Source organism: Streptomyces sp. NPDC030820, assembly GCF_055572075.1.
Map to the genome: position 1 here is coordinate 588,294 of NZ_JBVIEB010000004.1, position 17,491 is coordinate 605,784.

The window sequence follows — 17,491 nt, forward strand, 5'->3', positions numbered from 1 at the left end:
GCATGATGGTCCGCATGCGTGCGGTGGTGCAGAGAGTGGACGGCGCGAGCGTCGTCGTGGACGGAGAGACGGTCGGCGCGATCGAGGGCGAGGGGCTGTGCGTCCTGGTCGGGGTGACCCATGAGGACACCAAGGAGAAGGCGGCGCAGCTGGCCCGCAAGCTCTGGTCGATCCGCATGCTGCAGGACGAGAAGTCGTGCAGCGACATCGACGCACCGCTGCTGGTCATCAGCCAGTTCACGCTGTACGGCGACGCCCGCAAGGGCCGCCGGCCCACCTGGAACGCCGCCGCCCCCGGCGATGTCGCCGAGCCGCTGGTGGACGAGGTGGTGTCCCGGCTGCGGGCGCTGGGCGCGACGGTGGCGACGGGGCGGTTCGGCGCGCGGATGCGGGTGTCGCTGACGAACGACGGACCCTTCACGGTGCTGATCGAGGTCTGAGCCGGCACTCTGGTACGCGGCTCCGCCGCGCGGGCGCGAGCAGCCCCCGCGCACCCGCAGTCGCACGACTACGGCTCGACGACGACCTCCTGCGCGGCGGCCGTCTCGCCGGCCAGGAGCCGCGCGTCCACCGGCACGTTCCGCTTCACCAGCGCCAGCGCCACCGGGCCCAGCTCGTGGTGCCGTACCGACGTCGTCACAAAGCCGATCTTGCGGCCCTCCGGGCCCTCGTCGGCGAGCCGGATCTCCGTGCCCGGCACCGGCAGATGCACCTCGCTGCCGTCCAGGTGGAGGAAGACCAGGCGCCGGGGCGGCTTGCCGAGGTTCTGCACCCGGGCGACGGTCTCCTGCCCCCGGTAACAGCCCTTCTGCAGATGCACCGCCGTGCCGATCCAGCCCAGCTCGTGCGGGATCGTCCGGTGGTCGGTCTCGAAGCCGAGCCGGGGCCGGTGCTGCTCGACGCGGAGCGCCTCGTGGGCGAGGAGGCCGACGGCGGGCCCGTGCGTGGCCGCGAAGGACTCCAGGTCCTCGCGTGGCAGGAAGAGATCACGGCCGTACGGCGTCTCGCGTACGACGACGCCCTGCGGCGCCTCGGCGATCGACCCGGCGGGCAGGTGGACCACCGCGAAGTCGGCCGTCCGGTCGGCGACCTCCACGCGGTAGAAGAACTTCATCGACTCCAGGTACGCGATCAGCGCGTCCTGCGTACCGGGCTCGACGTGCGCCCAGACGGTCGTGCCGTCGTCCACCAGGTACAGCGCGTGCTCGATGTGCCCGTGCGCGGAGAGGATCAGCGCCTCGGTTGCCTCACCGGGCGGCAGCTCGCTGACGTGCTGGGTGAGCAGCAGGTGCAGCCAGCTCAGCCGGTCCGCACCGCTGACGGTGACGACACCGCGATGGGACAGGTCGACGAAACCGGTGCCGTCGGCGAGGGCGCGCTGCTCACGGAACAGGTCGCCGTAGTGGGCGGCGACACCTTCGTCCACACCCTCGGCGGGGACGGCGCCGGGCAGGGACAGCAGAGGGCTCTTCATACCGTCAGCCTACGACGTGGTAGTTGAACTCTTCAGCGCACATTCCCTGCACCGGCCGAAGATCGCGAAGTGCTTCATGTCGGTGTCGAACCCGAACTGCCGGCGCAGCTTGGCGGTGAACTCGGCGGCCACGTCCACGTCGGCCTCGATCACGTTCTCGCAGTCGCGGCAGACCAGGTGCAGATGGTGGTGGCGATCGGCGAGGTGGTACGTCGGCGCACCGTGCCCGAGGTGGGCATGGCTGACCAGGCCCAGCTCCTCCAGCAGCTCCAGCGTCCGGTAGACCGTGGAAATGTTGACCCCCGACGCCGTCTTCCTCACTTCCGAGAGGATGTCGTCGGGGGTCGCGTGCTCAAGGGTGTCGACGGCTTCGAGGACAAGCTGGCGCTGCGGCGTCAGCCGGTAGCCGCGCTGCCTGAGGTCGCTCTTCCAGTCGGTGCTCACCACACCGACGAGTCTAGGACTACTTGAAGAAGGCGATGCCGTCGTCCGGCAGGTCGTCCGGGAGGGCCTTGGCCCAGCGCTCGACGTCCTCCGGGGTGACGACCTTCTTCAGGTGCGCCGACATGTAGGGGCGCAGCTCGACCTCGGGGGTCTGCTTCTCGCCGACCCACATCAGGTCACTCTTCACATATCCGTACAGCCGCTTGCCGCCGCTGTACGGCTGCGCGGCGGCCGTGCGGGCGACGGCGTCCGTGACGAGGTCGATCTGCGGCTTCTGGTGGGCCATCTCGCCGTACCAGATCTCGATGACGCCGTCGTCGCGGGTCATCGTCACCTCGACCTTGCGGTCGGCGTCGATCCGCCAGAAGCCGTGCTCCGACTCCAGCGGGCGGACCTTGTTGCCGTCCTTGTCCAGCACCCAGGTCTGGGAGTGGTACTCCAGGAAGTCCCGGCCGTCGTGGGTGAAGCTGACCTCCTGGCCGAAGTTGCACTTCTCCGAGCCGGGGAAGTCGTGCACGCCCGCACCGGCCCAGTTGCCGAGCAGGAAGGCGAGCGGGACCAGGTCCTTGTGCAGGTCGGACGGGATCTCGATCATGAGGGAAACTTCCTAGAGGTGGTTCAGCGCTGGCCCTGGTACAGCTTCTTCACGGTCAGGTAGGCGAAGGCGAGCACGCCGACGCAGACCAGGACCAGCAGGGTTTCGAAGAAAGTCTCCACGGGTGCTCCTTGAGCGAGGGTGCGGGCATACGACAGAGCCGGGGCCCAGCTTACGCGGCCGGGCACCAGCCCTCTTGGCGAGGTGGGCCGTCAGGAGTTCACCCGTCCGGCCCCCGCGGTCTCAGTCGAGCAGCTGCATCTGGAGGACCACCGTCTGCTGGAACGGGATCTCCTTCGCGCCGCCCTTGCGGGACTGCACGACGATCCCCACCACGTCACCGGAGTTGATATAGGCCTGCCGGACCTGCTCGGCGCCGTACGGCTTCTGTTCCGCGTAGGCGCTCAGCTCGCCGTGCCCCTGGGTGGTGACCGCGGCGGAGAACGAGTCGTCCCTCTTGTTGGAGGGCGCCCCGCGCAGGACGTGGAACGGCTCCTCGAAGCCGGAGAACTCGTCCTGTTGGACATGGCCTGCGATCAGGCCGGTCTCGAACTGGAGCAGGAAGATCCGGGTCCGGGTGCCGTCCGGCATGGTCCAGCCGCGCGCGGCGATGTGCCTCAGGCCACGGTCGGTGAGCACACCCCGGAGACTGTCCCGGTCGTCCTTGCTCGCGTACTCCGCGAGGAACACCTCCGGCTTCACCCATCCGTGGTCACCCGCGAGCGCCGGATCGGCCGTGGCGCCCTTCGCCGCGGGCAGCACCAGTTTGCGCAGGTCGGAGTAGTGGACCATGGCCGGGTTGCGGTCGGCGAACGGGGCCGGGCTGCCCGCGGCCAGCGGCGGCCGGACGATCTGCGGGTAGTCCCAGCGGCCGTCCGCGCGGGTGGCCAGACCGGGCAGGTCGGTCCGCTCCATCCGCGTGAGGCCGTACGCCGTGGACGCGCCGGTCGCCGCGAAGACCACGAGCGCCGCGGTCCAGCGCAGGACGGCCCGCAGGACCCGTCGGTCCTTGGCTGGGGGCGCCGCCGGGGCCTCGGGCATCGGGGGGGCCTCGGGCATCGCGGGAGCCTCAGGGCCCGCCGGGGTGACAAGGGTCCCGGAGCCACCAGCGACGGCCGCCTCGGGCATGGGCGCCGTGTCGGGCGCGGTTCCCGGTGCGGGGATCTGCTGCTCGGTCATACGGCCTTCCCCGGGTCCTTGATGCGGTCGAGCTGTCTGCCGATGAAGTCGGCGATGTCCTTCTTGGCGAGCGGGAGGGTTCCGGACACGTTGGCGGTGACCAGTACGTCTCCCACGGAGGCGGAGCAGAACATGCGGCCGAGCTTCTCGCCGCCTCCCTTGGGGGTCAGGAAGCAGGCCGCGTTCTTGTGGCCCGGGATCGCCGGACCCTTGGGAAAGATCCGCAGGGCTTGGAAGAACTCGTCCTGGCTGGTCGCGATGGAGCGCACGGAGGCGCTGTTCTCCATCCGGACCAGTTCGAAGGTGAGGGTGAAGGGTTGCTGGACACCCTCGACGCCGCTGACAGACGCGTAGCTCCGCATCGCCATGCCCTTGATCCGCTCCTTGTCGATCAGCCCTTCCAGCTTCCGCCGGGTCTGGGGCGGCAGATCGCGGATCTCCTCCTTCCGCAGGGCGGTGGCCTCGCGCCCGCTGAGCGCGGCATCGGAACCGAACTCGCCGATATCGGGCCCCTGGCCGTACCCGCTCGAGGTCTCGTCGTACGGCAGCAGCAGCCCACGCAGCCCCGAAGCGTCCCTGATCGGCCGGCCCGCCTGGTCCTTCCCGGAGTCCGAGGGGAACTTCCAGACGGGACTTCCAGGATCCCGGTCGGCACCGGCGACACGCACACCGGTGAACCCGACCCCGCCGACGACAGCGAGGGTCAGCAGCCCGAACGCGAGCATCCGCCCCTTACGCCGGCGGGCGGGTGCATGGCCGGATTCGGCGGGTTCGGCAGGTACGACAGTTTCGGCGGGTTCAGCGGGTTCGGCGGGTTCGGCGGGTTCGGCGGGTTCGGCGGGTATGGAGAACTCGTTCACAGCCGGGCCACCTGCCGCTTCGCCAGATCCATGATGTCCGCCTTGGGGACCGGCTTGGTGTCGGTGATCCAGATCTCCATGACCAGGTCACCGCGTGAAGCCATCGCCTCGGCCACGTACTCGGGCAGGTAACCGCTCCTGGTCCGGGGCGTGTGGTGCACGTACACCATGCCGTCGCCCGTACCGGGCAGGGGCCAGCTGCTGGTGTTCGGCTTCTTCTCGGCGAACTCCCCCTGGTCCTCCACATGCTCCGAGGCCGCCTCGTCCGTCACCTGGTGGTACTGGACGATACGTGTCTCGACGACGTACGTGCCGCCGATCCGCCAACTGGCGTCGGCCGCACGCCGGAACTCCTTTTTCAGCTCGAAACCGAAGGCCGAGGCCGGCCGATCGAAGGTGTCCGAGTAGTCGGCCAGGTCCATCCAGCCGTCGACGACCCCGAAGCCGACGTCCTGTGCGCCCCTGGGCCGCTTCAGCAGCAGCTTGCGCAAGTCGCCGTCGGTCTTCACCCGGCGGTCCTGCGCCGCCGACAGGGGCTCGACATCACCCTTCGCCTGAGGGACGACGGGCTGCGACAGAGAGGGCAACGCGGTGGGCTTGCGGCCGACCTGGACGACGTAACCGGTGCAGACGCCCGCGACGACACCGAGCACGGCGGCCCCCGCGATCAGCGCGACGGTCCGGCCCCGGCCCGGTGTCCCGGGTCTTTCAGGTGATTCCAAGACGCCTCCCTAGGTGTTTCACAGGAGACTCATGGCCTGAGAAAGCAGTTGTAGACGCGCTGATAACGATTCAGCGCTTGACTTCCTCGACGAACGCCGCCCAGGCGCCCGCGCCGATCAGCAGGGGGGTGCGGGTGGTGTCCTTGCTGTCCCGGACGGGGACGAGGGAGGGGATGTTGTCGGCGACCTCGACGCAGTTGCCGCCGTCAGTGTTGCTGTAGCTGCTCTTGCGCCACGTCACGGCGCTCAGGTCGATGACTCGCATGGCGCTTCCTCCAACATCCGCAAGATGAACATCCGCGACTCGGCGGGGCTCAGCGCCAGGTCGCGCACGTCATCATAGGTGCGATGCAGGCGCTCAACCTGGCTTGTTTCCTCGATGAGTTCGCCCCGTACGTCGTTTTCAGCGTAGGCCACGGTGCGGCCGTCCAGTAGCCGCATGAGCATCACGTCGGTGTTCACCATGGCGTGGAGTCCACAGCCGAATGGCAGCACATGGAGGGCGATGTTGGGCCGCTCGCCCGCCTCCGCCAGGTACTCCAATTGCTCTCGCCACGCGCTGGCGTCGCGCAGCGAGTTCCGCAGCACCGCCTCCGAGAGGATCACGCGGAACGAAGGCGGCTCCTCCGACTCCAGAAGCGCACGCCGACCCAGTCGGGCATTGACCTGTTGGTCGAGCTCCTGGCCCCGAAGGCCGCCCGCCGCCAGTGCTTCCCTTGCGTATCCAGCAGTCTGAAGCAGGCCCGGCACCATGGTCACTGAGTACTGCCACAAGCTCCCGGTCTCGGCCTCCAAGGCCATATACCGTCGGTACTGCTCCTTGAACTGAGTCGGGTCGGCTACGGCCAGCTCCCACAAGGTCAGCAGCATGCCCCTCGTGCCGTAGTACTGATCCAGCGCCTGCACCACCTCCGGCCCGCCCAGCGTCTGGCCGTTCTCCAGCTTTCCGAACAGGGACGCGTCCCAGCCCACCACCTCCGCCAGAGCCCGCAGGCTCACCCCGCGCTCGGCCCGCAGCAACCGCAGCTCCTCGGCGAAACGAGCCCTCGGCTCCTGGCTCCGCCCCGTGATCGCCCTCCGCTGCGGCACCGCACCCTCCCCAGGCTGTGGAATTTGTGGAATTTGGAGCGCCCACTGTGGAACTTGCGGCCGTTCCGCTCGTATCCGCCCCCGCGCTGGGCCATCCTCGTATCAGCCCAGGAGCACGCAGAGTAGTGCAACTGTCGCATTCCGTATAGATATTGAAGGAAGGGAACAAACCCCATGGGAACGGATCCGGCCACCCCGCTGTACGACCCCGCACGCCTCCGCGCCGACGTCCGCGCCGCGAACCGGCGCGCCCAGGCCATGCCTCCCGATCCCGAGGACCTCAGCCGGCCGCCCCGGCCCGTCCCCGGCTGCTCGGCCTGCCTGACGCTCGCCGAGCTGCGGGACGCGGCACGGGCGGCGTACGACCGGAGTGCGGAGACCGACGCCAACGTGCTGCTCCGCCAGCACCGACGGCAGGAGCACGGCGCATGAGGGGCGAGGGACTGCCGTACGAGGAATGCAGGCGGCAGCGCGAGCACGCCCCGCCGTACGACCGGACACCGATCTCCCCGGGGTACGCGGTCCCGCCCTTCCACCCGTACTTCGCGGAGCAGGCCCGGGAACGACGGCGCCCGCGGCGACCGGTCGACGGCGCCACCGTCAGCGGCGTACTCACCGCCCTGTGTGTGGCCACGCTGATCGCGACGGTCGTCCTCACGGCTACGCTTCGGGTATGACCAAGAAGCTCGTGATCAAGGTGACGGCCGGGGCCGACGCGCCCGAGCGATGCTCGCAGGCGTTCACCGTGGCGGCGGTGGCCGTGGCCAGTGGCGTCGAGGTCTCGCTGTGGCTGACCGGGGAGTCGTCCTGGTTCGCGCTGCCGGGGCGGGCGGCGGAGTTCGAGCTGCCGCACGCGGCCCCGCTGCCGGATCTGGTCGAGTCGATCCTGGCCGGCGGGCGCATCACGCTGTGCACGCAGTGTGCCGCCCGGCGCGAGATCACCGAGAAGGACGTCATCGAGGGCGTACGCATCGCGGGCGCCCAGGTCTTCGTACAGGAGACGCTCGCCGACGACACCCAGGCGCTCGTCTACTGACCCCTCACTGCCTGGGGCGCTTCTTGCCGTCCAGCTCGTCCCACCACTCGTCCGACTGGGGATCGCCGGAGGGGTCGTCCCACCAGCGGTCCTCAGGGCCCCGCCGGTTCGCGATCATCGCGGCGACCGGCGGGATGATCATGGCCACGATGCACATGCCGACGGCCGCCGGCACCGACCAGATGCGCACGACTCCCCAGGCCAGGACGAAGAGGCCGATGCACGTCCCCATCATGGCGAAGTAGATGTGACGCCGCCGCGCGTACATAAGTTCAGGGTAGGCCGTGGCCCGGATCCGGCACCCGGGGGCGGCGGCGGCTGTCACAAGTGATCCACATTCTTCCCCGGGTCGTGCGCCGCGGAGTTACCTTGGCGTAGCCACACACCGACCGCCGACCCGGGGGAAACACCACATGCGCGCCCTGCGAATAATCCTGATCCTCGTCGTGATCCTGGGCGGGCTGTTCGTGATCGCGGACCGGGTGGCCGTGCACTTCGCCGAGGGGGAGGCCGCCGACAAGCTGAAGTCGACGGAGAACCTGGCCTCGACGCCGGAGGTGAACATCAAGGGGTTCCCGTTCCTCACCCAGGTCGCGGGCGGCTCGCTCGACGACGTCGAGGTCGGGATCAAGGACTACGAGGCCACGACCGGGACCGCCGGGAAGACGATCCGGATCGACGATCTGCAGGCCGACATGAAGGGCGTCTCCTTCTCCGGCGACTACAGCTCCGCCACCGCCTCCAGCGCCACCGGAACCGCGACGATCTCCTACGCCGAGCTGCTGAAGACCGCCAAGCCCGAGCCGACCGAGGTCGTCCCCGGCCTCAAGGCCAAGGTCGTCAGTCTCGCCGACGGCGGCCACGGGAAGATCAAGGTGACGGCCAGGCTGACCGGCGCCCTCGGCCCCGTGCCGGTCAACCAGACCGTGTCCGTGCTCAGCACCGTGACCGTCGAGAACAACAGGGTGCAGGTACGCGCCGACTCCCTGCCCAAGCTCGCCGCCGCCGCGATCGCCGAGAACCGCATCCGCGAGATCACCGACTTCCAGCAGGCCATCAACCAGCTGCCCGGCGGCGTCAAGCTGGACAAGGTGCAGGCCGCGCCGGACGGAGTGGAGATCAGCGTGAAGGGTTCCGACGTCAAGCTGGCGGGGTAGCACCACGGCCGGACGGCAGGCGAACGTCCGACTGGCGAGACGGGTCGTCCGTTGAGTAGACGCGGCGACCCGCGCGAGCGCCCGGAAGGCCGCGGGGCGGCCGCCGGGCGCTTTTCTCATCCCGTCATACGGACGATCGTGTCTCGTCATATGACACACCGGTGACACGCCCGCCCGGACGTCCCTACGATCGAGCCCATGAAGCGACAGGCGGATCTCACGAAGCGGCGGGCAGTGGACCTGTGCCGCGTTGCCGCCATGCTCTGTCGCCCCTTCTGAGCGAAAGTCCCCGACTTCCGCATCTCACCGCCGCCCTGCTGGAAGGGCACCCGTGCGCCGCCCGGCCCTCACGAGCGCGCACCCCTGTACTCGCACACCCCGCCGCAACTGCCCCGGAGGAGAAAGAGCATGAGCCGCACCGACGTCCTGGTCGACGCCGACTGGCTGCAGGAGCACCTGGACGACCCGGCCATCGCCATCGTCGAGGTGGACGAGGACACGTCCGCCTACGAGAAGAACCACATCAAGAACGCGATCCGCATCGACTGGACCAAGGACCTGCAGGACCCGGTCCGCCGCGACTTCATCGACCAGGAGGGCTTCGAGAAGCTCCTGTCGGAGAAGGGCATCGCCAACGACACCCTGGTGGTCCTCTACGGCGGCAACAACAACTGGTTCGCCTCGTACGCGTACTGGTACTTCAAGCTCTACGGCCACGAGAACGTCAAGCTCCTCGACGGCGGCCGCAAGAAGTGGGAGCTGGACGCCCGCGAGCTGGTCGCCGGCGACGAGGTCCCGGAGCGCGCCAAGACGGAGTACAAGGCCAAGCCGCAGGACACCTCGATCCGCGCCTTCCGTGACGACGTCGTCGCCGCGATCGGCTCGCACAACCTGGTCGACGTGCGGTCCCCCGACGAGTTCTCCGGCAAGCTGCTCGCCCCGGCCCACCTGCCGCAGGAGCAGTCGCAGCGTCCGGGTCACGTCCCGAGCGCCCGCAACATCCCGTGGTCGAAGAACGCCAACGACGACGGCACCTTCAAGTCGGACGAGGAGCTGAAGGCCCTCTACGCCGAGGAGAACGTGGACCTGGCCAAGGACACGATCGCCTACTGCCGCATCGGTGAGCGCTCGGCCCTGACCTGGTTCGTGCTGCACGAGCTGCTCGGCGTCGAGAACGTCAAGAACTACGACGGCTCCTGGACCGAGTACGGCTCCCTCGTCGGCGTGCCGATCGAGCTCGGCGCGAACAAGTAAGCCCACCCCTCATCCATCCCGACCGACCTCCCGGTCACACCCCTCTGGAGAAACAGCATGTGCGGAGCGAAGGCCGGCGGCCCGGACGCCTCGACGATCAAGCCCGGTGAGACCACGATCCAGGGTCAGGTGACCCGCGACGGCGAGCCGGTGACGGGCTATGTCCGTCTGCTGGACTCGACCGGCGAGTTCACCGCCGAGGTTCCCACCTCGGCGACCGGTCAGTTCCGGTTCTACGCGGCCGAGGGCACGTGGACGGTCCGGGCGCTGGTCCCGGGCGCGACGGCCGACCGCACGGTCGTCGTGGCGGAGAAGGGCGCGCTGGCCGAGGTCGCCATCGCGGTCTGAGCGGGCCTGCGCGAAGCAGCGGCACAGTGACGGTCGAAGGGCCGCACCCCTGGGGTTGGACGCCAGTGGGGGTGCGGCCCTTCGGCATGCGCGGGAGGCGGTTGCTAGCGCGACGCGCCCCATTGCGCCAGTAACGACACGCTTGCTGCTGGGGTAGGCACTAGTACTAAGATCATCCAAAAGGTCTAGCGGTGAGTCAATTCCCCTGTTTCTGCGGCGATTTGACGCCCCTTCGATGAACGACGAGTGGCTGACAGCGGCCATAATTCCCCCAATTGGTGCACAAAAACCAAGTCTCCGGACATTCCCGACATGACAGCCATAGCGGTCGGCGAATACGTTCCATGACGACCGGCCAACGAGTCGGTGTCTCAGAGACTGGAGAAGCACGATGAAGATCTCGCGTTCCACCGTCGTCACCGCTGCGGCAGCGGCAGCCGCGGCTCTGGCCGCGACTGGCGTCACCTACGCCTCGGCCGCCTCCGCGCCGGAGGCGGCGCCGGCCGCCCACCAGGCGGCCCCGGCCGCTGCCGCACCGCTCGGTGGCGCCGGAAGCGGCAACAGCAACAACAACGGCAATGGCAACAACAACGGCAACAACAACTTCGGCAAGGGCAACGAGGGCCGCGGTGGCCGCGAGGGCGGCCGCGGCGGCCACGGCGGCTGGTGGGACGGAGGCCGGATCCTGATCAACGAGCGGTCCTACTCCGCCCACCCGGGTGACTGCATCACCGTGATCAGTGGCCTGGACGCCAAGACGCTGAACATCGTCAACGAGAGCCACAGGGTCGTCGAGGTGTTCCGCGGGGCCGTCTGCGACAACGGCGCTCCCGTCGCTGTCGTCGGACCCCACAGCCAGAGCGACGGCGTGCACGTCCACCACACGCGGGGCATCCACGTCAAGGACGGCGTGGTCGCCAGCTTCCGCGTGGTCGGCGGTCACCACGGCGGCTGGGACGGCGGCTGGGACGGCGGCTGGGGCGGCGGCTGGGGCGGCGACGGCGGCTGGGGCGGCGGTGAAGGCGGCCACGGCGGCGACGGCGGCTGGGGCGGCGACGAAGGCGGCTGGGGCGGCGACGGTGGTGGCCGGTAACCCACAGTCCGCTGGCAACCCACAGCCGGCTGGTAACTCACAGCCCGCTGTATGACATGGAGCCCCGGCCCGCCGGAATCGGGCCGGGGCTCCAGCTTGTCCCCCGTCCGGCAACGGACGGGGGTGTGATCAAGGGAGAACAGCTCTAGCCGAGTGCCCTTCCCAGCACCCACACCACCGGCGCGGCAGCCGACAGCGGCAACGCCACCCCGGCCGTGAAGTGCACGAACCTCGACGGGTAGTCGTAGCCGGCCACGCGGTGACCGATCAGGGCGCACACCCCGGCGGCCGCGCCCAGCAGCGCACCCTTCGCGCCCAGCCCGGTCATCCCGCCCACGGCGATACCCGCGCCGGCCGCCGCCAGCAGCGACACGACCACCGACGCCGGTGTCGGCAGGGGCAGGGCCCGGGCCAGAACCGCCACCGCCACCGCCGCGGCGCCCACGGACACCGCGTGCGTGTCGGCGCCCAGGTACCCGGTGGCGAGAACCGACAGCGCCGCCGAGACGACCGTCGCCATCAGGCCGTACATCCGCTCGTCGGGCGATGCGTGCGAGCGCAGCTGCAGGACCAGGGCCAGCAGGACCCAGATGCCGAGCGGGCCGAGGATCGCCGCGGGGGCGTTGTCACGGCCGGCGACCAGCACCGCCGCGTCGGCCGCCAGCCCGCCCAGGAACGCCAGCGCGATGCCCTGCCGGGCCGGCCACATGCCGTTCAGCCGGAACCAGCCCGCCGCCGTCACGCCCTGCAGCACCACCAGCGGCAGCACCAGCGCGTACGAGGCGACCGGCGCCGTCGCGGCCAGCAGCAGGCCCAGCAGCGCGGTCAGCAGCGCCGGCTGCATACCGGGGTCGATGATCGGCGAACGGCCCTCGAGCCGCGCCCGCTGGGCATCCGTGATCCGGGAGTTCCCGGCGAGCGTGGCGGGGCCGTAGGCCGGCTCGGACTCGGGTACGGCTTCCGGCGCGGGTGCGGGTGCGGGTGCAGTGTGCGGCTCCGGTTGCGGAGCGGCCGCGTACTGCTGCTGATGCTGGTGCTGGTGCTGCTGGTACTGCTGGTGCTGCTGCTGGTACTGCCCCTCGTACGTCTGCTGCGGCGGATACGCCGCCTGAGCCGCCGGTGCGGGCATCTGCAGCGACGCGTGCGTCTGCGAATCCCAGGTCTGCCCCTGCCACTGCTGGGTGAGCTGGGGGTCGTAGCCGGGCTGCTGCCCGTATCCGGCGTACTGGTCCTGCTGGGGCCACTGCTGCTGATAGGGGTCGTAGCCCTCGTAGGGGCCCTGGCCCTGATACGGCTGGTCGCTCATCTCACCCTCCTGCGAACGGCGGGAGCACCTCGACCGTGCCGCCCTCGGCCAGCCGTACCGTCTCATGCGCGCGGGTCCCGACGGGGTCACCGTCGACGAGGAAGGAGCAGCGCTGCAGCACGCCTGTGAGTTCACCGGGGTGGCGCGCGCGCACGGCGGCCAGCGCGTCGGCGAGCGTGGCCGCGTCGTACGGCTCTTCGGCGACACCGGCCGCGGCCTTGGCGGCGGCCCAGTAGCGCACCGTGACCTTGGGCATCTGATTCCTCAATCGACAGCGAGAAGGAAATAAAGAGTGCAGTCAGGCTAGCCCGCCTTGACGGCCGCCCATTCCCCGATCCGGGCGAGCAGGGCGTCGTCCGCCGCGTGCTCCGCGTGCCCCATGCCCGCCTCCACCCAGAGTTCGCCGTGGTCACCGGCGGCCTCGGCGAGCATCCGGGGGTGGTCGAGGGGAAAGTAGCCGTCGCGGTCGCCGTGCACGATCAGCAGCGGGGCGGGAGCGATCCCGCGGACCGCCTCCGTCGGGGAGAGGGGAACCGGATCCCACTCGCGGTGGTGGATGCGGATGCGCAGGCCGTAGCGGCCGACCAGGCGGCCCTCGGGGCGGGTGACCAGCCAGTGCAGGCGGCGCATGGGGGCCGTGCCCCGGTAGTACCAGCGGGCCGGGGCGCTGACCGAGACCACCGCGTCGACCGTGCCGGGCTCCAGGGCGGCGTGCCGCAGGACCACCGAGCCGCCCATGGAGAAGCCGACGGTCGCCACGCGCGCGTGCCCGTGGCCGCGGGCCCACGCGACGGCTGCGGCGAGGTCCAGGACCTCCTTGTCGCCGACCGTGGACCGGCCGCCGGAGCGCCCGTGGCCGCGGAAGGAGAAGGTGACGACCGCGCCGTAACCGCGCAGGACGCCCGCCACCCGTCGTACGTGCGGTCGGTCCGCGTCCCCGGTGAACCCGTGGGCGACGACGAACACCAGGTCGCGGCGGGGCGAACGGCGGGTGTCCGGATCGGATCCGGAGGTTTCGTATACGACGGCGCCCGGATCGTATACGGAATCGATCGGAATTCCGTCGGCTGTACGCAGAAACGTCCGGATAGGCGCCTGTCTGGGCGTCTCGCGATTCGGACGAACGGCGGAATGCGCCACTTGACCTGCCGAACGGTTCCTCATGTGGGCTATTCTGCTGGGCAGAGGACTCGGGCAGCGCAGCCCCCGGGTCCTTTTGTGCTTTCGGAAGCGTTGTATACGAAGTGGGAAACCCCAGGCGAAGGCGCCGGGGGGACCGCGGTGTACGGGGCCTTCGGGATCGCAGAGCAGTGCCCGTCCGCACAGTCCTCGCAGGGACCGAGGAGGAACCAGACGTATGAGTTCTCTGCTGCTCCTGACCAACGCCCTTCAGCCGTCGACGGAGGTGCTCCCGGCCCTCGGCCTGCTCCTGCACAACGTGCGGGTGGCCCCGGCGGAGGGCCCCGCCCTCGTCGACACCCCCGGCGCCGACGTCATCCTCGTCGACGGCCGCCGTGACCTGCCCCAGGTGCGCAGCCTGTGCCAGCTGCTGCGCTCCACCGGCCCCGGCTGTCCGCTGATCCTCGTCGTCACCGAGGGCGGTCTCGCCGCCGTCACCGCCGACTGGGGCATCGACGACGTCCTCCTCGACACCGCCGGCCCCGCGGAGGTGGAGGCGCGGCTGCGGCTGGCCATGGGCCGCCAGCAGATCGTCAACGACGACTCCCCGATGGAGATCCGCAACGGCGACCTCTCCGTGGACGAGGCGACCTACAGCGCCAAGCTCAAGGGCCGGGTCCTCGACCTGACCTTCAAGGAGTTCGAGCTGCTGAAGTACCTCGCCCAGCACCCGGGCCGGGTCTTCACCCGCGCCCAGCTGCTGCAGGAGGTGTGGGGCTACGACTACTTCGGCGGCACCCGCACGGTCGACGTGCACGTACGGCGGCTGCGGGCCAAGCTCGGGCCGGAGCACGAGTCACTGATCGGCACCGTCCGGAACGTCGGTTATCGATTCGTTACGCCCGAGAAGGCCGACAAGACCGACCGGGCCGGCGAGCAGGCCAAGGCCAGGGCGGAGCAGGCAAAGGCGGAGGATACGGACGCATCCACCGTCCCTGACGGCTCCGAGGTCCACGCCGACGCCTAGCGCAGGCATGAAAGCCGTTCGGGCGGGGCATTGCTTCCGCACATCCAAGCACTGATACGCCCTGCCCAGAACGGGTCAATCCGCGTAGACTCCGCGCGTGGCCAAGGTGACTCGGGATGACGTGGCACGGCTGGCTGGAACCTCCACCGCCGTCGTCAGTTATGTCATCAACAACGGACCCCGGCCGGTCGCCCCGGCCACGCGCGAGCGTGTCCTCGCCGCGATCAAGGAACTGGGGTACCGCCCCGACCGGGTCGCCCAGGCGATGGCCTCCCGGCGCACGGATCTCATAGGCCTGATCATCCCGGACGCCCGCCAGCCCTTCTTCGGCGAGATGGCGCACGCGGTCGAGCAGGCCGCCTCCGAGCGCGGCAAGATGGTCCTGGTCGGCAACACCGACTACATCGGTGAACGCGAGGTCCACTATCTGCGCGCCTTCCTCGGCATGCGCGTCTCGGGCCTGATCCTCGTCTCCCACGCCCTGAACGACCTCGCCGCCGCCGAGATCGACGCCTGGGACGCCCGGGTGGTGCTGCTGCACGAGCGCCCCGAGGCCATCGACGACGTCGCCGTGGTGACGGACGACCTGGGCGGCGCCCAGCTCGCCGTGCGCCACCTGCTGGAGCACGGCTACGAGTACGTCGCCTGTATGGGTGGTACGGCCGAGACGCCGGCCGTCGGCGACCCGGTCTCCGACCACGTCGAGGGCTGGAAGCGGGCCATGGCCGAGGCGGGCCTGTCCACCGAGGGCCGGCTGTTCGAGGCGCCGTACAACCGCTACGACGCCTACCGGGTCGCCCTGGACATCCTCTCCGGCCCCGACCGGCCGCCGGCGATCTTCTGCTCCACCGACGACCAGGCGATCGGCCTGCTGCGAGCGGCTCGCGAGCTGCGCATCGACGTGCCCGGCAAGCTGGCGGTGGCCGGGTTCGACGACATCAAGGAGGCCGCGCTGGCCGACCCGCCGCTGACCACGGTCGCCTCGGACCGCTCGGCGATGGCCCGGGCGGCGGTCGACCTGGTGCTGGACGACGGGCTGCGGGTGGCGGGGTCGCGGCGGGAGCGGCTGAGGACGTTCCCGTCCCGGCTGGTGGTGCGCACGAGCTGCGGCTGCGAGGCCTGAGCCGCACCGGCAGGTCTTTGTCCTGAGCCGCACCGGCAGATCTTTATATCGGGCAAACGAGGTTCTGCCGGGCTTCTCAGCGAGCACTCAGGAAGCTCTCATGGTCACAGGGGAGGCTTCTAGGCATGACCGAGAGCCAGGGTGGATACACCCAGCAGCCCAGCAGCTACTCCGGCCCCGTCAATCCCGAGTGGCCGCCTCCGCCGCCGTACGAGCCGGTGACGGCCGTGGCGCCGGAGCCGCCGAAGAAGCGCAACCGGGGTCCGGTCGCCCTCCTCGCGGCTGTCGCCGTCGTCGCCGCCGCGGTGGGCGGTGCCACGGCGTACGGCTTCCAGGAGCTGACCGGCAAGGACACGGTCGCCTCCTCCGGTACCACCACGAACGTGGTGCCGACCGGCAAGCGGGGTGACGTCGCCGCGATCGCTGCCGCGGTCAGCCCGAGCGTGGTCGAGATAAACGCGGCCCTCGGCAACGGCGCCTCCACCGGCTCCGGCGTGATCATCTCGTCGAACGGCGAGATCGTCACCAACAACCACGTCGTCTCCGGGGCGCAGTCGATCAAGGTGCGCACCAGTGACGGCAGGAGCTACACCGCCGATGTCGTCGGCACCGACAGCTCCAAGGACCTCGCGCTGATCAAGCTGCGCGGCGCGTCGGGTCTGAAGCCGGCCGCCCTCGGCAACTCCTCCGGCGTCCAGGTCGGCGACTCGGTCGTCGCGATCGGCTCCCCGGAGGGCCTGACCGGCACCGTCACGAGCGGTATCGTCTCCGCCCTCAACCGGGACGTGACCGTCTCCACCGACGAGAGCCAGGGTCAGGGGCAGGGCGGCGACGGACAGTGGCCGTTCCAGTTCGGCGGCCGTCAGTTCAACGGCGACACGGGTTCGTCCACGACGACGTACAAGGCCATCCAGACGGACGCCTCCCTCAACCCCGGCAACTCCGGCGGCGCCCTGATCGACGCGAGCGGCCACGTCATCGGCATCAACTCCGCGATGTACTCGTCGAGCCGGCAGTCCTCCTCGTCCTCGGACGCGGGCAGCATCGGCCTCGGCTTCGCGATCCCCGTCAACACCGTCAAGTCCGACCTGGCCAAGCTGCGGTCGGGCAACAACAGCTAGCGCGTGAGCACTGCACCAGGCAGCGCGTAGCACGGCACCAGTCAGCAGGGAGTACGTCATGATCAGCAAGGTTCCGCACCAGATCGCCGACCACGGTCCCGCCGACCTCACCCTGGCCCTCACGGTCACCTGGGACCTGCACCTGCCGATCCCGGCGCCCCGCAAGTCCGAGCCGGCGCCCCGTGCCCCCGAGGTGATCGCCACGCCGGTCCCGCAACTGATGGGCCTGCGCACCGCCCCCGTCCGCACCCACCGCCGCAAGGTTCCCCTGAACCGGTTGACCGCGGTGCGGGCCTGACGCGGGGGGCGGGCCTGACCGCCGGGTGGGCCTGCCCGCCCGGGGGTGGGCCTGACCGCCCGGGTTGGATCTCTCTCCCTCGAGGTGGGCCTGACCGCCGGGTGGACCTGACCATCCGGGTTGGACTTGCCCACCGGGGCGGGCCTGACCATCCGGGTTGGGCTTGCCCACCGGGGTGAGCCTGACCGCCCGGGGGTGGGCCTGACCGCCCGGGTTGGATCTCTCTCCCTCGAGGTGGGCCTGACC

The 17,491-nt window shown here is 70.0% G+C and carries 25 protein-coding genes; 13 read left to right on the top strand and 12 right to left on the bottom strand.

What is annotated here, in order from left to right:
- Window positions 1-14: 14 nt before the first annotated feature.
- Entirely contained in the window at window positions 15-440 is a 426-nt protein-coding gene (dtd, locus tag ACZ418_RS14555) for a D-aminoacyl-tRNA deacylase (protein ID WP_351805233.1), read from the top strand.
- A 68-nt stretch (window positions 441-508) separates the two neighbouring features.
- On the opposite strand, the gene ygfZ is transcribed toward dtd, so the two are convergent.
- The 8 genes from ygfZ to ACZ418_RS14595 form a co-directional block, all read right to left on the bottom strand.
- Entirely contained in the window at window positions 509-1,474 is a 966-nt protein-coding gene (ygfZ, locus tag ACZ418_RS14560; RefSeq protein WP_468362170.1) for a CAF17-like 4Fe-4S cluster assembly/insertion protein YgfZ, read from the bottom strand.
- Window positions 1,475-1,483: 9 nt separating this feature from the next.
- A complete protein-coding gene (locus ACZ418_RS14565) occupies window positions 1,484-1,921 on the bottom strand; it encodes a Fur family transcriptional regulator (RefSeq protein WP_468362172.1) in 438 nt (145 codons plus the stop codon).
- Window positions 1,922-1,937: 16 nt separating this feature from the next.
- Window positions 1,938-2,513, bottom strand: coding sequence for a heme-binding beta-barrel domain-containing protein (locus ACZ418_RS14570; protein WP_468362174.1), 576 nt, complete (start codon window positions 2,511-2,513; stop codon window positions 1,938-1,940).
- Window positions 2,514-2,756: 243 nt separating this feature from the next.
- Window positions 2,757-3,692, bottom strand: coding sequence for a hypothetical protein (locus ACZ418_RS14575; protein WP_468362177.1), 936 nt, complete (start codon window positions 3,690-3,692; stop codon window positions 2,757-2,759).
- Window positions 3,689-4,552: a hypothetical protein gene (locus ACZ418_RS14580; RefSeq protein ID WP_468362179.1), complete on the bottom strand. Its 864-nt coding sequence runs from the start codon at window positions 4,550-4,552 to the stop codon at window positions 3,689-3,691. The genes ACZ418_RS14575 and ACZ418_RS14580 overlap by 4 nt, the downstream gene beginning before the upstream one ends.
- Window positions 4,549-5,274 carry a hypothetical protein gene (locus ACZ418_RS14585; RefSeq protein ID WP_468362181.1) on the bottom strand — a complete coding sequence of 242 codons (726 nt, stop codon included), beginning with the start codon at window positions 5,272-5,274 and terminating at the stop codon, window positions 4,549-4,551. Before ACZ418_RS14585 ends, ACZ418_RS14580 begins: the two co-directional genes overlap by 4 nt.
- 70 nt (window positions 5,275-5,344) lie before the next feature.
- Entirely contained in the window at window positions 5,345-5,539 is a 195-nt protein-coding gene (locus ACZ418_RS14590; protein WP_468362183.1) for a DUF397 domain-containing protein, read from the bottom strand.
- A complete protein-coding gene (locus ACZ418_RS14595; protein WP_468362185.1) occupies window positions 5,521-6,363 on the bottom strand; it encodes a helix-turn-helix domain-containing protein in 843 nt (280 codons plus the stop codon). The genes ACZ418_RS14590 and ACZ418_RS14595 overlap by 19 nt, the downstream gene beginning before the upstream one ends.
- A gap of 174 nt (window positions 6,364-6,537) precedes the next feature.
- Between ACZ418_RS14595 and ACZ418_RS14600 the strand changes: the two genes are divergently transcribed.
- The 3 genes from ACZ418_RS14600 to ACZ418_RS14610 are packed head-to-tail and all read left to right on the top strand — an operon-like array spanning window position 6,538 to window position 7,399.
- Entirely contained in the window at window positions 6,538-6,795 is a 258-nt protein-coding gene (locus tag ACZ418_RS14600; RefSeq protein WP_468362187.1) for a hypothetical protein, read from the top strand.
- Window positions 6,792-7,040, top strand: a complete 249-nt coding sequence (locus tag ACZ418_RS14605; RefSeq protein WP_468362189.1) for a hypothetical protein — start codon at window positions 6,792-6,794, stop codon at window positions 7,038-7,040. Before ACZ418_RS14600 ends, ACZ418_RS14605 begins: the two co-directional genes overlap by 4 nt.
- Complete coding sequence (locus tag ACZ418_RS14610) at window positions 7,037-7,399, top strand: DsrE family protein (RefSeq protein WP_468362191.1); 363 nt, start codon at window positions 7,037-7,039, stop codon at window positions 7,397-7,399. Before ACZ418_RS14605 ends, ACZ418_RS14610 begins: the two co-directional genes overlap by 4 nt.
- 4 nt (window positions 7,400-7,403) lie before the next feature.
- Here ACZ418_RS14610 and ACZ418_RS14615 read toward each other — a convergent pair whose 3' ends face one another.
- Window positions 7,404-7,667, bottom strand: coding sequence for a DUF3099 domain-containing protein (locus ACZ418_RS14615; protein WP_468362193.1), 264 nt, complete (start codon window positions 7,665-7,667; stop codon window positions 7,404-7,406).
- A 145-nt stretch (window positions 7,668-7,812) separates the two neighbouring features.
- Here ACZ418_RS14615 and ACZ418_RS14620 point away from each other — a divergent pair, with 145 nt between their 5' ends.
- The 5 genes from ACZ418_RS14620 to ACZ418_RS14640 all read left to right on the top strand — a co-directional run bounded on the left by ACZ418_RS14620 (window position 7,813) and on the right by ACZ418_RS14640 (window position 11,251).
- Window positions 7,813-8,556, top strand: a complete 744-nt coding sequence (locus tag ACZ418_RS14620; protein WP_468362194.1) for an LmeA family phospholipid-binding protein — start codon at window positions 7,813-7,815, stop codon at window positions 8,554-8,556.
- A 198-nt stretch (window positions 8,557-8,754) separates the two neighbouring features.
- Window positions 8,755-8,835, top strand: coding sequence for an Ms5788A family Cys-rich leader peptide (locus ACZ418_RS14625; RefSeq protein ID WP_350751515.1), 81 nt, complete (start codon window positions 8,755-8,757; stop codon window positions 8,833-8,835).
- 129 nt (window positions 8,836-8,964) lie between these two features.
- A complete protein-coding gene (locus ACZ418_RS14630; protein WP_450985659.1) occupies window positions 8,965-9,810 on the top strand; it encodes a sulfurtransferase in 846 nt (281 codons plus the stop codon).
- A 57-nt stretch (window positions 9,811-9,867) separates the two neighbouring features.
- Complete coding sequence (locus tag ACZ418_RS14635) at window positions 9,868-10,158, top strand: DUF1416 domain-containing protein (protein ID WP_004000115.1); 291 nt, start codon at window positions 9,868-9,870, stop codon at window positions 10,156-10,158.
- Between the two features lie 391 nt (window positions 10,159-10,549).
- A complete protein-coding gene (locus ACZ418_RS14640) occupies window positions 10,550-11,251 on the top strand; it encodes a hypothetical protein (RefSeq protein ID WP_468362196.1) in 702 nt (233 codons plus the stop codon).
- A 145-nt stretch (window positions 11,252-11,396) separates the two neighbouring features.
- Here the strand turns inward: ACZ418_RS14640 and ACZ418_RS14645 are convergent, their stop codons facing one another.
- The 3 genes from ACZ418_RS14645 to ACZ418_RS14655 are packed head-to-tail and all read right to left on the bottom strand — an operon-like array spanning window position 11,397 to window position 13,721.
- Window positions 11,397-12,557, bottom strand: a complete 1,161-nt coding sequence (locus tag ACZ418_RS14645; RefSeq protein ID WP_468362198.1) for a hypothetical protein — start codon at window positions 12,555-12,557, stop codon at window positions 11,397-11,399.
- Window position 12,558: 1 nt separating this feature from the next.
- Window positions 12,559-12,813: a MoaD/ThiS family protein gene (locus ACZ418_RS14650; RefSeq protein ID WP_468362200.1), complete on the bottom strand. Its 255-nt coding sequence runs from the start codon at window positions 12,811-12,813 to the stop codon at window positions 12,559-12,561.
- 47 nt (window positions 12,814-12,860) lie between these two features.
- A complete protein-coding gene (locus tag ACZ418_RS14655; protein ID WP_468362202.1) occupies window positions 12,861-13,721 on the bottom strand; it encodes an alpha/beta hydrolase family protein in 861 nt (286 codons plus the stop codon).
- A 193-nt stretch (window positions 13,722-13,914) separates the two neighbouring features.
- Between ACZ418_RS14655 and ACZ418_RS14660 the strand changes: the two genes are divergently transcribed.
- The 4 genes from ACZ418_RS14660 (at window position 13,915) to ACZ418_RS14675 (ending at window position 17,245) form a co-directional block, all read left to right on the top strand.
- Window positions 13,915-14,703 (top strand): response regulator transcription factor, encoded by a 789-nt coding sequence (locus ACZ418_RS14660; RefSeq protein WP_468362204.1) that lies wholly within the window; start codon window positions 13,915-13,917, stop codon window positions 14,701-14,703.
- 97 nt (window positions 14,704-14,800) lie between these two features.
- Entirely contained in the window at window positions 14,801-15,826 is a 1,026-nt protein-coding gene (locus tag ACZ418_RS14665) for a LacI family DNA-binding transcriptional regulator (RefSeq protein WP_468362206.1), read from the top strand.
- 125 nt (window positions 15,827-15,951) lie between these two features.
- Window positions 15,952-16,947: a S1C family serine protease gene (locus ACZ418_RS14670; RefSeq protein WP_468362208.1), complete on the top strand. Its 996-nt coding sequence runs from the start codon at window positions 15,952-15,954 to the stop codon at window positions 16,945-16,947.
- 58 nt (window positions 16,948-17,005) lie between these two features.
- Window positions 17,006-17,245 (top strand): hypothetical protein, encoded by a 240-nt coding sequence (locus ACZ418_RS14675; protein WP_468362210.1) that lies wholly within the window; start codon window positions 17,006-17,008, stop codon window positions 17,243-17,245.
- The last annotated feature ends 246 nt before the right edge of the window (window positions 17,246-17,491 follow it).

Bases quoted from the DNA above. Each gene is read 5' to 3' on its own strand.
- dtd (WP_351805233.1), top strand. From the start codon at position 15: ATGCGTGCGGTGGTGCAGAGAGTGGACGGCGCGAGCGTCGTCGTGGAC.
- ygfZ (WP_468362170.1), bottom strand. From the start codon at position 1,474: ATGAAGAGCCCTCTGCTGTCCCTGCCCGGCGCCGTCCCCGCCGAGGGT.
- ACZ418_RS14570 (WP_468362174.1), bottom strand. From the start codon at position 2,513: ATGATCGAGATCCCGTCCGACCTGCACAAGGACCTGGTCCCGCTCGCC.
- ACZ418_RS14575 (WP_468362177.1), bottom strand. From the start codon at position 3,692: ATGACCGAGCAGCAGATCCCCGCACCGGGAACCGCGCCCGACACGGCG.
- ACZ418_RS14590 (WP_468362183.1), bottom strand. From the start codon at position 5,539: ATGCGAGTCATCGACCTGAGCGCCGTGACGTGGCGCAAGAGCAGCTAC.
- ACZ418_RS14600 (WP_468362187.1), top strand. From the start codon at position 6,538: ATGGGAACGGATCCGGCCACCCCGCTGTACGACCCCGCACGCCTCCGC.
- ACZ418_RS14605 (WP_468362189.1), top strand. From the start codon at position 6,792: ATGAGGGGCGAGGGACTGCCGTACGAGGAATGCAGGCGGCAGCGCGAG.
- ACZ418_RS14610 (WP_468362191.1), top strand. From the start codon at position 7,037: ATGACCAAGAAGCTCGTGATCAAGGTGACGGCCGGGGCCGACGCGCCC.
- ACZ418_RS14615 (WP_468362193.1), bottom strand. From the start codon at position 7,667: ATGTACGCGCGGCGGCGTCACATCTACTTCGCCATGATGGGGACGTGC.
- ACZ418_RS14620 (WP_468362194.1), top strand. From the start codon at position 7,813: ATGCGCGCCCTGCGAATAATCCTGATCCTCGTCGTGATCCTGGGCGGG.
- ACZ418_RS14625 (WP_350751515.1), top strand. From the start codon at position 8,755: ATGAAGCGACAGGCGGATCTCACGAAGCGGCGGGCAGTGGACCTGTGC.
- ACZ418_RS14630 (WP_450985659.1), top strand. From the start codon at position 8,965: ATGAGCCGCACCGACGTCCTGGTCGACGCCGACTGGCTGCAGGAGCAC.
- ACZ418_RS14635 (WP_004000115.1), top strand. From the start codon at position 9,868: ATGTGCGGAGCGAAGGCCGGCGGCCCGGACGCCTCGACGATCAAGCCC.
- ACZ418_RS14640 (WP_468362196.1), top strand. From the start codon at position 10,550: ATGAAGATCTCGCGTTCCACCGTCGTCACCGCTGCGGCAGCGGCAGCC.
- ACZ418_RS14645 (WP_468362198.1), bottom strand. From the start codon at position 12,557: ATGAGCGACCAGCCGTATCAGGGCCAGGGCCCCTACGAGGGCTACGAC.
- ACZ418_RS14650 (WP_468362200.1), bottom strand. From the start codon at position 12,813: ATGCCCAAGGTCACGGTGCGCTACTGGGCCGCCGCCAAGGCCGCGGCC.
- ACZ418_RS14655 (WP_468362202.1), bottom strand. From the start codon at position 13,721: ATGAGGAACCGTTCGGCAGGTCAAGTGGCGCATTCCGCCGTTCGTCCG.
- ACZ418_RS14660 (WP_468362204.1), top strand. From the start codon at position 13,915: ATGAGTTCTCTGCTGCTCCTGACCAACGCCCTTCAGCCGTCGACGGAG.
- ACZ418_RS14670 (WP_468362208.1), top strand. From the start codon at position 15,952: ATGACCGAGAGCCAGGGTGGATACACCCAGCAGCCCAGCAGCTACTCC.
- ACZ418_RS14675 (WP_468362210.1), top strand. From the start codon at position 17,006: ATGATCAGCAAGGTTCCGCACCAGATCGCCGACCACGGTCCCGCCGAC.